Source organism: Rubellimicrobium thermophilum DSM 16684 (assembly GCF_000442315.1).
GTDB lineage: Bacteria > Pseudomonadota > Alphaproteobacteria > Rhodobacterales > Rhodobacteraceae > Rubellimicrobium > Rubellimicrobium thermophilum.
Genome location: NZ_KE557322.1, coordinates 103,970 through 117,353 on the forward strand (window position 1 = coordinate 103,970; position 13,384 = coordinate 117,353).

The 13,384-nt window shown below is 72.2% G+C and carries 12 protein-coding genes; 10 read left to right on the top strand and 2 right to left on the bottom strand.

Going from position 1 to position 13,384, the window contains the following annotated elements; genetic code table 11:
- Positions 1-11: 11 nt before the first annotated feature.
- The 10 genes from tsaE (at position 12) to hslU (ending at position 11,528) form a co-directional block, all read left to right on the top strand.
- On the top strand, positions 12-473 hold the full coding sequence (gene tsaE / locus RUTHE_RS10100) for a tRNA (adenosine(37)-N6)-threonylcarbamoyltransferase complex ATPase subunit type 1 TsaE (protein WP_021098299.1): 462 nt from the start codon (positions 12-14) through the stop codon (positions 471-473).
- A gap of 73 nt (positions 474-546) precedes the next feature.
- Entirely contained in the window at positions 547-1,479 is a 933-nt protein-coding gene (locus RUTHE_RS10105) for an aminoglycoside phosphotransferase family protein (protein ID WP_040645694.1), read from the top strand.
- On the top strand, positions 1,476-2,183 hold the full coding sequence (locus RUTHE_RS10110; RefSeq protein ID WP_021098301.1) for a nucleotidyltransferase family protein: 708 nt from the start codon (positions 1,476-1,478) through the stop codon (positions 2,181-2,183). The genes RUTHE_RS10105 and RUTHE_RS10110 overlap by 4 nt, the downstream gene beginning before the upstream one ends.
- Positions 2,180-3,385 carry a PD-(D/E)XK nuclease family protein gene (locus RUTHE_RS18320; RefSeq protein WP_021098302.1) on the top strand — a complete coding sequence of 402 codons (1,206 nt, stop codon included), beginning with the start codon at positions 2,180-2,182 and terminating at the stop codon, positions 3,383-3,385. Before RUTHE_RS10110 ends, RUTHE_RS18320 begins: the two co-directional genes overlap by 4 nt.
- Positions 3,331-5,163 (top strand): double-strand break repair protein AddB, encoded by a 1,833-nt coding sequence (gene addB / locus RUTHE_RS18325; RefSeq protein WP_021098303.1) that lies wholly within the window; start codon positions 3,331-3,333, stop codon positions 5,161-5,163. The genes RUTHE_RS18320 and addB overlap by 55 nt, the downstream gene beginning before the upstream one ends.
- Positions 5,164-5,260: 97 nt before the next feature.
- A complete protein-coding gene (gene addA / locus RUTHE_RS10120; protein WP_021098304.1) occupies positions 5,261-8,389 on the top strand; it encodes a double-strand break repair helicase AddA in 3,129 nt (1,042 codons plus the stop codon).
- Positions 8,281-8,796 carry a PD-(D/E)XK nuclease family protein gene (locus RUTHE_RS18330; protein ID WP_342662241.1) on the top strand — a complete coding sequence of 172 codons (516 nt, stop codon included), beginning with the start codon at positions 8,281-8,283 and terminating at the stop codon, positions 8,794-8,796. Before addA ends, RUTHE_RS18330 begins: the two co-directional genes overlap by 109 nt.
- Before the next feature lie 62 nt (positions 8,797-8,858).
- Positions 8,859-9,179, top strand: a complete 321-nt coding sequence (gene trxA / locus RUTHE_RS10125) for a thioredoxin (RefSeq protein ID WP_021098306.1) — start codon at positions 8,859-8,861, stop codon at positions 9,177-9,179.
- A 37-nt stretch (positions 9,180-9,216) separates the two neighbouring features.
- Complete coding sequence (gene hslV / locus RUTHE_RS10130) at positions 9,217-9,771, top strand: ATP-dependent protease subunit HslV (RefSeq protein ID WP_021098307.1); 555 nt, start codon at positions 9,217-9,219, stop codon at positions 9,769-9,771.
- A 437-nt stretch (positions 9,772-10,208) separates the two neighbouring features.
- On the top strand, positions 10,209-11,528 hold the full coding sequence (gene hslU / locus RUTHE_RS10135; RefSeq protein WP_021098308.1) for an ATP-dependent protease ATPase subunit HslU: 1,320 nt from the start codon (positions 10,209-10,211) through the stop codon (positions 11,526-11,528).
- On the opposite strand, the gene RUTHE_RS10140 is transcribed toward hslU, so the two are convergent.
- Positions 11,516-12,367 (bottom strand): metallophosphoesterase family protein, encoded by an 852-nt coding sequence (locus RUTHE_RS10140; RefSeq protein WP_021098309.1) that lies wholly within the window; start codon positions 12,365-12,367, stop codon positions 11,516-11,518. The genes hslU and RUTHE_RS10140 overlap by 13 nt on opposite strands.
- A complete protein-coding gene (locus RUTHE_RS10145; protein WP_021098310.1) occupies positions 12,364-13,305 on the bottom strand; it encodes a diacylglycerol/lipid kinase family protein in 942 nt (313 codons plus the stop codon). Before RUTHE_RS10145 ends, RUTHE_RS10140 begins: the two co-directional genes overlap by 4 nt.
- Positions 13,306-13,384 lie beyond the last annotated feature (79 nt).

The window sequence follows — 13,384 nt, forward strand, 5'->3', positions numbered from 1 at the left end:
AGGAGGAGGACATGACGCGCCTGGCCGCGGCGCTGGCCCGACGGCTCGGGGCGGGGGATACGCTGCTGCTCGATGGTCCGGTCGGCGCGGGCAAGACCACCTTCGCCCGCGCTCTGATCCGGGCCCGGCTGGGTGACCCGGAGGCCGAGGTGCCCTCGCCCACCTTCACCCTGGTCCAGACCTATGGCGAGGGGCCGGAGGCCATCTGGCATGCCGATCTCTATCGTCTTTCGGGACCGGAGGAGATCCTGGAGACGGGACTGGCCGATGCCTTCGGCCGCGCGCTCTGCCTCGTCGAATGGCCGGGCCGGCTCGGGGCCCTGGCCCCGCGCGATGCGCTGACGCTGCGCCTCGACCACCGGGGCCCGACAGGGGACGAGGGACGGATCGGAGTCTTCGAGGGCCCCGACCCCTGGGCGGACCGCCTTGCCGGTCTTGCGCAGGGCATCCCTGCGGAGGCGGCCCGTGGCTGAACGGGCGGCAGGACAGGGAGGCGCAGGGTCGGCCGCGAGCCGCCGCCCGGCCCCTGCCCCATCGGACGACCCGGTGGCAGCCTTCCTGGCCGCCTCGCCCTGCGCCGGCTGGAGGCGCCAGCCCCTGGCGGGGGATGCCTCGGCGCGGCGCTACGAACGTCTGACCGCCCCGGACGGGCGCAGCGCGGTGCTGATGGATGCGCGGGCCGAACCCGCCTCGGTCGCCCCCTTCCTGCGCATCGCCGCGCATCTGCGGGGTCTGGGCCTGGCCGCGCCGACCGTTCTGGCCGAAGGCGAAGGGGTCCTGCTGCTCGAGGATCTGGGCCCCGAGACGCTGGCCGCCCGTCTGGCCCGCAGGCCCGGCGAGGCGCCGCGGCTCTACGGGGCGGCCGTGGACCTGCTCCTGCGGCTGCAGGCCGCGCCGCCGCCTGCCGGTCTTGCGGCGCTGACGCCGCAGCGCCTGGCAGGGATGATCGCCCCCCTCTGGGAACATTTCCTGCCCCGAACCGATGCCCGTCTTGCCGCAGGGATCGGGGAAGGGCTGCAGGACGCGCTCGAGCGGCATGCGCCGCAGCCTTCGGTCCTCTCCCTGCGCGATTTCCATGCCGAAAACCTGATCTGGCGACCGCAGCGCAAGGGACTCGACCGCCTCGGCCTGCTCGATTTCCAGGATGCGGTGCTCGCGCCGCCCGAATATGATCTCGCCTCGCTCCTGCGCGATGCGCGGCGCGACACCGATGCAGAGCTGCGCGCCGCCATGACCCGCCGTTTTGCCGAAGGAACAGGCCGCAGCGAAGCGGCCGTGGCCGCCGCGGCTGCGGTGCTCGGGCTTGCGCGGAACCTGCGTATCCTCGGCATCTTTGCCCGGCTGGCGCAGGAACGGGGACGGACCGGCTATCTCGCCTTCGTCCCGCGGCTGCGCGCGCATCTGGCGGGGGATCTGGCCCATCCCGCGCTGGCGGCGCTGGCGCCCCTGCTGCGCCGTGCCCTGGGGGATCCGGCATGACGCGCCCGCTGATGATCTTCGCGGCCGGTCTGGGCACGCGGATGGGCGCTCTCACCGCCGACCGGCCGAAGCCGCTGATCCCCGTGGCCGGACGGGCGCTGATCGACCATGCGCTTGACCTGGCGCGCGGCGCGCGGGCCGCACCGGTCGTCGTCAACCTGCACTGGAAGGCGGCGATGCTGCGCCATCACCTCGCCGGGGCGGGGGTGCGCTTCTCGGACGAATCGGACCGCCTGCTCGAGACGGGAGGCGGCCTGCGCGCGGCGCTGCCCCTGCTGGGACCCGAGGCCGCCTGCGGGCCGCTCTGGACGCTCAACAGCGATGCCGTCTGGACCGGACCGAACCCTCTCCTGATGCTGGACTCCGCCTGGCGGGAGGGGATGGAGGCGCTGCTGCTGCTCGTGCCGAGGGGGGGAGCCGTGGGCTATCGGGGGGCGGGCGATTTCGCGATGGATGCCGAAGGGCGCCTGTCGCGCGGGGGCCCCTTCGTCTTCACCGGCGCGCAGATGCTGCGCAGCGAAGGGCTCGCGGCGATTCCCGACCCGGTCTTCTCGCTCAACCGGCTGTGGGACAGGATGGAGGCACGGGGCAGGCTGTTCGGCGTTCTCCATCCGGGGGGCTGGGCCGATGTCGGCCGCCCCGAGGGGATCGCGCTGGCCGAGGCGCTGCTGGCCGGGGCGCTGCCGCAGGACGCCGCGCCATGACCGCCGCGCTGTTCGACAGCCCCGCGCCGCGTGTCTTCGGCCTGCCGCCCGGGCTGCCCTTCGCCGCCGCGCTGACAGAGGGACTGGCCGCACGGCTCGCGGGGGCGCCGCCCGAGGCCTGGGGGCGGATCACCCTTTATCTCCCCGCCCGGCGGATGCTGCGCGCCGTGCGCGATGCGCTCGAGGCGCGCGGACCGGGGCTGTTGCCCCGCCTGCGCCTGCTGTCCGAAGTCGCGCTCGACCCGGCCTGGGTCGGCCTGCCGCCGCCCGTTCCCCCCTTGCGCCGCCGGCTCGAACTGGCCCGGCTCGTCGGGGCGCTGCTCGAGAAGGAACCCGATCTCGCCCCCCGCGCGCATCTCTACGACCTGGCCGACAGTCTCGCGCAACTGATGGAGGAGATGCAGGGCGAGGGCGTGCCCCCGGCGGCCATCGCCAGGCTCGAGCCGACGGATCTTGCCGATCTCTCGGGTCATTGGGAGCGCAGCCTGCGCTTCCTGCGGATCCTCGAGCCCTGGTTCGGCGAGGGCGGCGCTCCGGAGGGAGAGGGCCGGCTGCGTCAGGTGGCCGAACGCCTCTGCACCCTGTGGGAGAGCGCGCCGCCGCAGGATCCCGTGATCGTCGCCGGCGCGACGGGGGCGCAGGGGGGTGCCCGCCTGCTGATGGAGGCGGTCGCCCGCCTGCCGCAGGGCGCAGTTGTGCTGCCCGCCTTCGACTTCGACCTGCCCGAACCGGTGTGGGAGGGCTTCGATTCGCCCCTGACGGGCGAGGATCACCCCCAGTTCCGCTTCGCCTGCCTGCTGCGCCGGCTCGGCCTGTCGCCCCGCTCCGTCCGCCCCTGGACCGTGAGGGAGGCCCCGGTGCCCGCCCGCGCGAGGCTGATCAGCCTCGCGCTGCGCCCGCCCCCCGTGACCGATCAATGGCTTGCCGAGGGGCCTGCCCTGGGGGATCTGCGCCCCGCCTGCGCGGGGCTGACGCTTCTGGAGGCCCCTTCGCCCCGGTTCGAGGCCGAGGCCATCGCCGCGCGCATGCGTGACGGAATCGCACGCGGGGAGACCTGCGCCCTCGTCACAGCCGACCGCAGCCTTGCGCGCCGTGTCGCGGCGGCGCTCGACCGCTGGGGGGGGTGGTGCCGGACGACAGCGCTGGCATGCCGCTCGGACTCTCGCCGCCGGGCCGGTTCCTGCGGCAGGTGGCACGGCTGATCGGCACGCGACCCACGGCCGCCGATCTGCTGGCGCTGCTCAAGCATCCGCTCTGCCATGCCGGACCGGGGCGGGGGACGCATCTGCGCCATGTCCAGACGCTCGAACTCGCCCTGCGCCGACATGGCCCCCCCTTTCCCGACGCGGCCTCGCTGGCCGCTTTCGCCGAGCGGGAGCAGCGCGCGGGCCGGGCCGATCCGGACCTTGCCGCCTGGGCCGCCTGGGTGGGAGAACTGCTCGGGCGTCTTGCCCCGGACGGGGTCCGTCCCCTGCCCGATCTGCTGCGCCTTCATCTCGAGGTCGCGGAAATGGCGGCCCGCGGGGCCGGGGCCGCCGAGGGCAGCGGCACGCTCTGGGATGCGGCGGCCGGACGCGAGGCACGGGCCGCCTGCGCGGATCTGTCGCGGCATGCCGAGGCAGGGGGGCCGTTTTCGCCCTTCGACTATGTGGGACTGTTCGACGGCATCCTCGCCTCGCGCGAGGTGCGCGAGCGTGACCGCGGACATCCGCAGGCGCTGATCCTCGGCCCGCGCGAGGCCGCCGCACAGCAGGCGGATCTGGTGATCCTCGGGGGGCTCAACGAGGGCGTCTGGCCGCCGGCGCCGCGGCCCGATCCCTGGCTCAACCGCCGCCTGCGCGAAAGGGCGGGCCTGCCTCTGCCCGAACGCGAGATCGGCCTTGCGGCGCTCGACTTCGTCACCGCCCTCAATGCGCCGCAGGTCTGGATCACCCGCAGCCTGCGCAGCGACGACGCCCCCCTGCTGCCGTCGCGCTGGCTCGTGCGGCTTCTCAACCTCCTCGAAGGTCTGCCTGCGGCGCAGGGGGGGGGCGATGCGCTGGCGGCCATGCGCGCAGGGGGGGCGCAATGGCTCCTTCTGGCCGAGACCCTGAGCCGCCCGCAGACCCGCATCGCCCCGGCGCGCCGTCCCTCGCCCCGTCCGCCGGCGGCGGCGCGGCCGCGGCGCTTCTCGGTCACGCAGTTCGCCCGTCTCTACCGCAACCCCTATGCCATCTACGCCGAACAGATCCTGCGCCTCGCGCCGCTCGATCCGCTGCGGCCCGAGCCCGAATCGCAGCTGCGCGGCACGCTGATCCACCGGGCGCTCGAGCGGGTCTTCCGGGACGGGTTCGACCCCGAGGCCCCGCAGGCCCGCGACCGCCTGACCGAGGCCGTCGCCCGCAGCCTTGCCGAAGGCTGTGCCTGGCCCGTTCAGGGACGGTTCTGGCTGGAGGGCTTCGCGCAGGGGATCGACGATTTTCTCGCCCATGAGCGGCAGCGGCGCAGCCTGGGCCAGCCGCAGCATTTCGAGATCAAGGGCGAGATCCGCGTCGATGTCGGCGGAGAGCCCTTCGTTCTGACGGGCAAGGCCGACCGTCTGGATACCGACGCCGATGGCGCGCTGTGGATCTACGACTACAAGACCGGCAGGGCTCCCACCGAAAGGCAGCAGGAGCTGTTCGACAAGCAGCTTCTCCTGCTGGCCGCGATGGCCGAACGCGGCGCCTTCGGCGCGATCGGGCGGGCCAGGGTGGCCGGGGCGGCCTTCCTCACCCTCGGACAGGCGGTGAAGACGGTCCCTGCCCCGCTCGATCGGCATCCGCCGGACCGGATCTGGAGCGAACTGCAGGAGGTTCTCGCGCTCTGGAGCAATCCTGCACGCGGCTATACCGCCCGCATGGCCGCCGAACGGACCGACGAGACCGACGAATACGATCATCTGGCCCGCTTCGGGGAATGGAGCCTCGACGAGGATCCGCTGCCCGAGGATCTGGGATGAGATGGCCCGGATCCTCCGGCCCGGCCATCTCGCATCCGGGGGGCCGGGCTGCTAGGCTCTGCCCTGCCGGCCCCGCTCAGGGAGAGCCCTCCTCCGCATGACCGAATTGCGCGCCCTGTCCGTCCCGCCCGCGGCCCCGCCCGATCAGGGGCCGGAGACGGCGCCGCATCCGGCCAGCCGGCGCCAGATCGAGGCCGCCGATCCACGGGTCTCGACCTGGCTGGGGGCCAATGCCGGATCGGGCAAGACGCGCGTGCTGACCGACCGGGTGGCGCGGCTTCTCCTTGGGGGAACCGATCCGCAGGCGATCCTGTGCCTGACCTTCACCAAGGCTGCCGCGGCCGAAATGCAGACCCGCCTCTTCCGCCGCCTGGGGGCCTGGGCGCTGATGCCCGATGCCCCCCTTGTGGCCGAGCTGCGCGCCCTTGGCCTGACGGAGGGGATCGGACCCCTCGATCTGCCGCGGGCGCGGCGGCTCTTTGCGCAGGCGCTCGAAACGCCGGGGGGGCTGCGGATCCAGACCATCCATGCCTTCTGCGCTGCGCTGCTGCGCCGCTTTCCGCTCGAGGCGGGGGTGAGTCCCCAGTTCCGCGAGCTCGACGATGGCGAGGCCGCCGCCCTGCGGGCCGAGGTGGCCGAGGCCCTGGCCCTGGGGCCGGAGGGCGCCCTGCTGGAGGCCGTCGCCCGCCACGATCCCCGCCTGGATCTCGATGAGCTGCTGCAAGCCGTCCTGACGCGGCGCGACAGCTTCCTGCCCGCAGCGACCGAGACAGAGCTGCGGGCAGCCCTGGGGCTGAAGCCCGAGAGCGGCGAGGACAGCCTGCTGGCCTGCCTCGAAGGGGCCGAACGGCGCCAGCTCCTGCGCGAGGCAGCAGCGGTGCTGCAAACGGGCCGGACCAAGGGCGACAAGGCCGCTGCCGCGCTCTTCGAGAGGATCGCCGCACGGACGGCGCCCACACTGGACGATCTGGCCGCGCTTGCGGATCTCTGCCTCTACAAGTCCGGCGACAGGCGGCATACCGCCAAGCCCGATGCTTTTCTCTCCGCGGAACTGAGAAAGTCCCACCCCGAACTGGCCGAGGCCCTGCGGCAGCTGGCCGTCGATGTCGAGGCGGCGCATGACCTGCGCCTGTGCCTGGCCGCCCATGACCGCAACCGGGCCCTTCACGCCTGGGCCACGGCCTTCATGCAGGCCTATGAGCAGCGCAAGGCCGCTTGCGGGGCCCTCGATTTCGACGACCTGATCGCACGGGCGCTCGGGCTGCTGACCGATCCGGCCGTCGCCAGCTGGGTCCTCTGGCGGCTCGATGGCGGCATCGATCACATCCTGGTGGACGAGGCCCAGGATACCAGCCCTGCCCAATGGGCCGTGATCAGACGGCTGGCCGAAGAGATGACCAGCGGATGGTCCGCCGATCCCGACCGCCCCCGCACCCTTTTCGTGGTCGGGGACCGCAAGCAGTCGATCTTCTCCTTCCAGGGTGCCGATGCCGAAGGCTTTGACGGCATGGCCCGTGAATTCGGCACGCGGATGGCCCAGGCGGGGCGGCGACTGATGCTGCAGGATCTGGAATATTCCTTCCGCTCCTCGCCGGTGGTGCTGCGCGCGGTGGACGCCTGCTTTGCCGCCGATCACGGCGGTCTGGGGAACAGGCCCCCCTGCCATCGGGCCTTCCGCGCGCAGATGCCCGGGCGGGTGGATCTCTGGGCGCCGATCCCGCCGGCCGAGAGCGCCGGGGATGATCGACCCTGGACCGATCCCGTGGACGCCCGCAGCCCCCGGGATCCCGATCGGGTGCTGGCTGCCCGGATCGCGCAAACTGTCCGGGCGATGCTGGACAGCGGCCATGTTCCCGTCGAACGTGACGGCCGCTGGTATCGCCGTCCGGTGACACCCGGCGACATCATGATCCTGGTGCAGCGGCGCAATGTCCTGTTCCATGCCATCATCCGCGAGCTGAAGGCGGCGGATCTGCCCGTGGCCGGTGCCGACCGGCTCCGCCTGCGCGAGGAACTCGCCGTGCGCGACGTGGAGGCGGTGCTGCGCTTCCTCGCCCTGCCGCAGGACTGTCTGGCGCTGGCCTGCGCACTGCGATCGCCGCTGTTCGGCTGGAGCGAAAGGCAGCTCTACGATCTGGCCCGGCCGCGGCCCGAGGGGCAGACGCTGTGGGAGGCCCTGGAGGCAGCACCGCCCGCACCGCATGTGGACCATGCCCGCGCCGTCCTCCACGACCTGCGGGACCGTGCCGATTTCCTGCGCCCGCACGAGCTGATCGCACGGCTTCTGCTGCGCCATGACGGGCGGCGGCGGCTTGTCGCGCGGCTTGGCCCCGAATGCGAGGACGGTCTTGATGCCCTGCTGGCGCAGGCCCTCGCCTGGGAAGCACAAGCCGTGCCCTCGCTGACGGGCTTCCTTGCCTGGCGGGCCGGAGACCGGACCGAGGTCAAGCGCCAGATGGGAACGGCCGACGGCCGCATCCGGGTGATGACGGTGCATGGGGCCAAGGGACTCGAGGCCCCCGTGGTCATCCTGCCCGACTGCCGCAAGCGCAGGCCCGGCAAGCCGCCCCCCCTGCTCGCGATGAAGGACGGCCGCGTCGCCGTCTGGCCCGGCCCCGTCGAGGATCAACCCCGAATCCTGCGCGAACGGCGTGCGGCCTCGATCGCCGCCGAAGCCCATGAGCGGCAGCGCCTGCTCTATGTTGCCCTGACGCGGGCCGAATCCTGGCTCGTGGTCTGCGCCGCAGGCGACTGCGGCAACGGCGCAGAGAGCTGGCACGGCCTCGTGCGGGAAGGGCTTCGGAGAGCGGGGGCGGCCGAGCAGGATTTCGGCCATGAGGAAGGCCCCGGCTCTGCCTCCGCTCGCCCGACTGGGACAGCCTGCCGCCATTGCCGGGGACAGAAACGGCGGCCGATTCGCCTGCCGCCGATCCGCCCGCCCTGCCCGACTGGGGGCCGCTCCCCCCGCCGGGGCCACGCCCCGCCCCCCTCTCGCCCTCCGATCTGGGGGGCGCCAAGGCGGTCCTGGCCGAGGCGGATGCCCCGACGGACAGCGAAGAGACCCTGCGCCGGCTCGCCCGGGCGCGTGGCACGCTGCTGCATCGCGCCCTCGAACATCTGCCGGCGGGCACCGATCCCGATACTCTCTGCGCGCTGCTCGGGGCGATGGAGGAGGCCGCGCTGGTCGGCGATGTCGCCCCGATCGTCGAGGAAGCCGCCCGCCTGACCGCCGCGCCCCATCTGGCATGGCTGTTCGCCCCCGGCGCCCTGGCCGAGGCCGCCCTGACCGCCGAGGTGGAGGGCCTGGGGCGGCTCCGGGGGCAGGTGGATCGCCTGATCGTCACCCCACAGGCCGTGACGGTGGTGGACTTCAAGACCAACCGCATCGTTCCGGCCCGCCCCGAAGAGGTGCCCGAGGGAATCCTGCGCCAGATGGCGGCCTACCGGGCGATGCTGCAACGGATCTGGCCGGACCGCGAGGCCCGCGCCGCCATCCTGTGGACGCGCGAGGCGCGCCTGATGGAGCTGCCCGCGCCCCTGCTCGGGACCATGCTGGCCCGCATGACCGCCATGCAGGAGACGGAACGGTCAGAGGCAGAGGCCACCCTTGACGCCCTTCCGGGGGGTCCATAGCTATCGGTGCGATCCCGGCGGAACCTCCCGCCCCTCACCCGCCATTCAGGAGAGCCTGTCCGATGGCCACTGTTCCCGTCACCGATGCCACCTTCGAACAGGAGGTGAAGAACTCTCCCATCCCTGTCGTGGTGGACTTCTGGGCCGAATGGTGCGGGCCCTGCCGGATGATCGGCCCCGCCCTGGAGGAGCTGTCCGAACAGTATCGCGGCCGGGTCAAGATCGCCAAGGTCAATGTGGACGAGAACCCGGAAATGGCCGCCCGCCTGGGCGTGCGCGGCATCCCGGCGCTGTTCCTGTTCAAGAACGGGCAGGTGATCTCCAACCGCGCGGGCGCGGCACCCAAGGCCGCGCTCCAGTCCTGGATCGACTCCGCCCTGTGAGCGGCAGCCCGTGAGCCTTCCCGCGCAGGACAGCCCGATGGCCAACGCCTTTCCCGGCTGGCACGGCACGACGATCCTGGGCGTCCGCAAGGGCGGCCGGGTCGTCATTGCCGGGGACGGGCAGGTCTCTCTCGGCCAGACCGTCATCAAGGGCACGGCACGCAAGGTGCGCCGCCTCTCGCCCGGGGGGCAGAGCGTCGTCGCAGGCTTTGCCGGCTCCACCGCCGATGCCTTTGCCCTGCTCGAACGGCTCGAGGCCAAGCTCGAGGCGACACCCGGCCAGCTCCAGCGCGCCTGCGTGGAACTCGCCAAGGACTGGCGCACCGACCGCTACCTCCAGAAGCTCGAGGCGATGCTGATCGTCACCGACGGACGGCAGCTCCTCGTGGTCACGGGGGCGGGCGACGTTCTCGAACCCGAACATGACGTCGCCGCGATCGGATCGGGCGGCATGTATGCCCTGGCCGCCGCGCGGGCCCTGATGGACAGCGATCTGGATGCCGAGACCATCGCACGCCGTGCCATGGCCATCGCCGCCGAGATCTGCGTCTATACCAATGGCGCGCTCACGCTGGAGTCGATCGGCGGCTGAGGTGCCACCGCGCGCTCCGCTGGCAGCAGGATCGCCGGGCGCAGACGGCCTCGCCTTCGCCAAGAGCGCCTTCGCGAAGAAGAAGTGGAAGACGCGGGAGCCAGGCCCGCCCTTCCCCCGAAGGGGCTGAAGACGGGCCGGGTCGAGGGCCCTATGGCTCGCTTCGGTTGCCACGACGACAACCCCGGAGGAGTGGCCCGGCGGGCCGGCACAGCCGGTTCGGCCCGTCCAAAGAGCAAGGCAGGGCAAGACCCCGCAAGGCGCCCCGGTCCCGGGCTGTCCCCCCGCAAGGTGGCGGGCCGGGGAGCGTCCTTGCGAATCGCTCTAGCAGGGAAAGGTTAAGATCGGGTTAAGACGGGATGCTTCATGATGTGTCATGGCCCCGGCTTCACATCCGCCGCCCGCGCCCCTATCTCGGCCCGGCAAAAGGAGGCTTCATGACCGACCTCACCCCCCGCGAGATCGTCTCCGAGCTGGATCGCTACATCGTCGGCCAGGAGGCGGCCAAGCGGGCCGTCGCCGTCGCGCTCCGCAACCGCTGGCGGCGCCGACGCCTCGACCCCGCCCTGGCGCGCGAGGTCACGCCCAAGAACATCCTGATGATCGGCCCCACCGGCGTCGGCAAGACCGAGATCAGCCGCCGCCTGGCGCGTCTGGCCCAGGCCCCCTTCATCAAGGTCGAGGCGACGAAATTCACCGAAGTGGGCTATGTGGGCCGCGATGTCGAACAGATCGTGCGCGACCTTCTGGACATCGCGGTGGCCGAAACGCGCCAGAGAATGCGCGAGCAGGTCCGCGCCCGCGCCCGCGAACGGGCCGAGGAGCGGGTCATCGACGCCCTGGCCGGGCCCGAGGCCCGATCCTCCACGCGTGAGGCCTTCCGCCGCCGCCTGCGCGCGGGCGACCTCGACGGAACCGAGATCGAGCTCGAGGTGCAGGACCAGGCACCGCCCTTCGGGATGCCGACCGGCCTCGATCTGCCCGGCGGGCAGGGGATCGCCCTGGCCTCGCTCGGGGATTTCTTCGGCAGGGCCTTCCGCCGCACGACGCGCAAGCGCATGACCGTGGCCGAAAGCTATGATGTCCTGATGGCCGAGGAGGCGGACAAGCTGCTCGACGACGAGGCGGTGCTGCGCGAGGCCATCCGCAGCGTGGAGGAGGACGGCATCGTCTTTCTCGACGAGATCGACAAGATCGCCGCCCGCCAGGATGGGCCCGGCGCGCGCGGCGGTGCCGATGTCAGCCGCGAAGGGGTGCAGCGCGACCTGCTGCCCCTGATCGAGGGCACGACCGTCTCGACCCGGCATGGCCCGGTGCGCACCGATCATATCCTGTTCATCGCCTCGGGCGCCTTCCATCTGGCCAAGCCGTCGGACCTGCTGCCCGAACTGCAGGGGCGTCTGCCCATCCGGGTGGAGCTGTCGCCGCTGTCGGAGGCCGATTTCGTGCGCATCCTGACCGAGACGGAGAACGCCCTGACGCGGCAATATGCGGCGCTGATGGCGACCGAAGGCGTGACAGTGACCTTCACCGATGACGGCATTGCTGCCCTTGCGCGCATCGCCGCCGAGGTCAACCGCAGCGTCGAGAACATCGGCGCGCGGCGTCTGCACACGGTGATGGAGCGCGTCTTCGAGGAGCTGAGCTTCCAGGCCCCCGACCGCGGCGGCCAGACCGTGACCATCGATGCCCCCTATGTGGAGCGGCATCTGGCGGCCTTGGCGGCGCGGGCCGACCTGTCGCGCTACGTGCTCTGATCCGGGCCGGCGGCCGGACCGGGCCTGACGCAGGGCTCATGGGCGGCCATCTCCCAGGGAGAGCCGGGGCGGTCCAGGTCGCGCAGGAAACGGGCGCTCTCGATCACCTCATAGGCCGGGCGGTCGAAGGCCGCCCAGCGGTGGACGCGCACATGGCCGGGCTCGATCTCCAGCAGGTTGACGGTATTGGGTTCGGAGCGCAGGCGGGTGGACAGGCCCGTGCCCGCCTGCACGAGCAGGATGCCCGGTGCAGCGCTGAGGGGCGTCACGCGCGCATTGTGCAGATGCCCCGACAGGACGATATCCGCCCCCGCCCGGACGAGGGCGGCGACGCCGCGGCCGGCATGGCGCATCGGCGGCTTGGTCGAATCCGCCGGATGTTCCGGGGGGTGATGCATGACCACCACCAGCGTCCGCTGCGGCCTCTCCTGCGCGGCCTGCGCGATCACCCGAAGCTGGCGCCGTCCGATCCGTCCCGACTGATGGGCATAGCGATTGACGGTGTTGAGACCGATGACGGTCAGCTCCTCATCCTGCCAGCGGGGGCTGAGATCGTCCTGGATGAGGCTGCGATAGCGTCCCCAGGGATCGAGCAGCCGCACCAGAAGATTGTCGAGCGAGATGTCGTGATTGCCCGGCACCGCGAGCCAGGGGGCCTCGATCCGCGCGAGGAAGCGTGCCGCCTCGACGAACTGGCCGCGGCGGGCGCGCTGGGTGAGATCGCCCGAGACGGCCACGAGATCGGGCGCGAGGCGCCGGGCGAGGTCGAGCAGCGGTTCGAGCAGCTCGGGCCGGGTGCGACCGAAATGCAGATCCGACAGATGGAGGATGCGTCTCATGCGGCGGTCTCTCCCCGCAGGGGAGAGGCGGCGGCCTCAGCGGCCGCGACAGGGGCGAAGACCTCGATGGCATCAGGCCGCATGCGCAGATGCAGCGGCGTGCGCATGCGGTATTTCTCGCCGTCGCAGGCCACCGTCAGATGGCGCGAGCGGGTCAGGATCGTCACCGCCTCGGCGCAGATCAGGTCGAAATCCCGCCCCTCGCGCATGGAGCGCCGCACGAGGCGCCAGGCCTTGTGGATCATTCCGGCGCGGCCGGTATCGGGAGCGACGAAGACCGCCAGGCGCCCCCGCTCCACGCAGTCCGTCCCGGCCAGGCCGAAGCTTTCGAGCTGATAGGCGGAGCGGGCGGCAAAGAGCAGCGGCGTCCTGACGCGTCGCTCCTCGCCATCGGCGAGGATGGTCAGATGCAGGGGCCGCTGGAAGCGCAGGAAGGTGCGCAGCGCCGTCCAGTGGGCTACCAGACGCCGGCGTCCCCAGCGGGCATAGGTCTCCTCGCGGGCCCGCAGGATCGCGGGATAGATGCCGACGGAGGCGTTGTTGAGGAAGAGGCGGCCATTGACCTCGCCCATCGGCATGCGGCGGGTATGGCCGGCCAGGATCACGCGCGCCGCCTCCTCGGGGTCTTCGGGGATGCCGAGGCCGCGGGCGAAATAGTTGAAGGTGCCCAGAGGCAGGACCCCGAAGCGCAGGCCGCGGCCGGCGACGGCCCCGGCGACGGCCATGATCGTGCCGTCGCCTCCGGCGGCGATGATGGCGCCGAAACCCTCGGCCACCGCACTGCGCGCGGCCTCCTCGAGATCGCGCCCGGCAACCTGTCGCAGGACGGCCCGGTCCCCCAGCACCGCCATCGCGGCATGGACGGCATCGGCCTCATGGGTGTTGCGACCCGATCCCTTGTTGCAGATCACGCACAGACGACCCGACAGATCGGCCATTCGCTTCCCCTTTCGCCTCTTCGACCCGGCCCCGACGCCAGCGGCAACGCCCCCGGCGCGGGGCGGTTCCGTCCGCCCC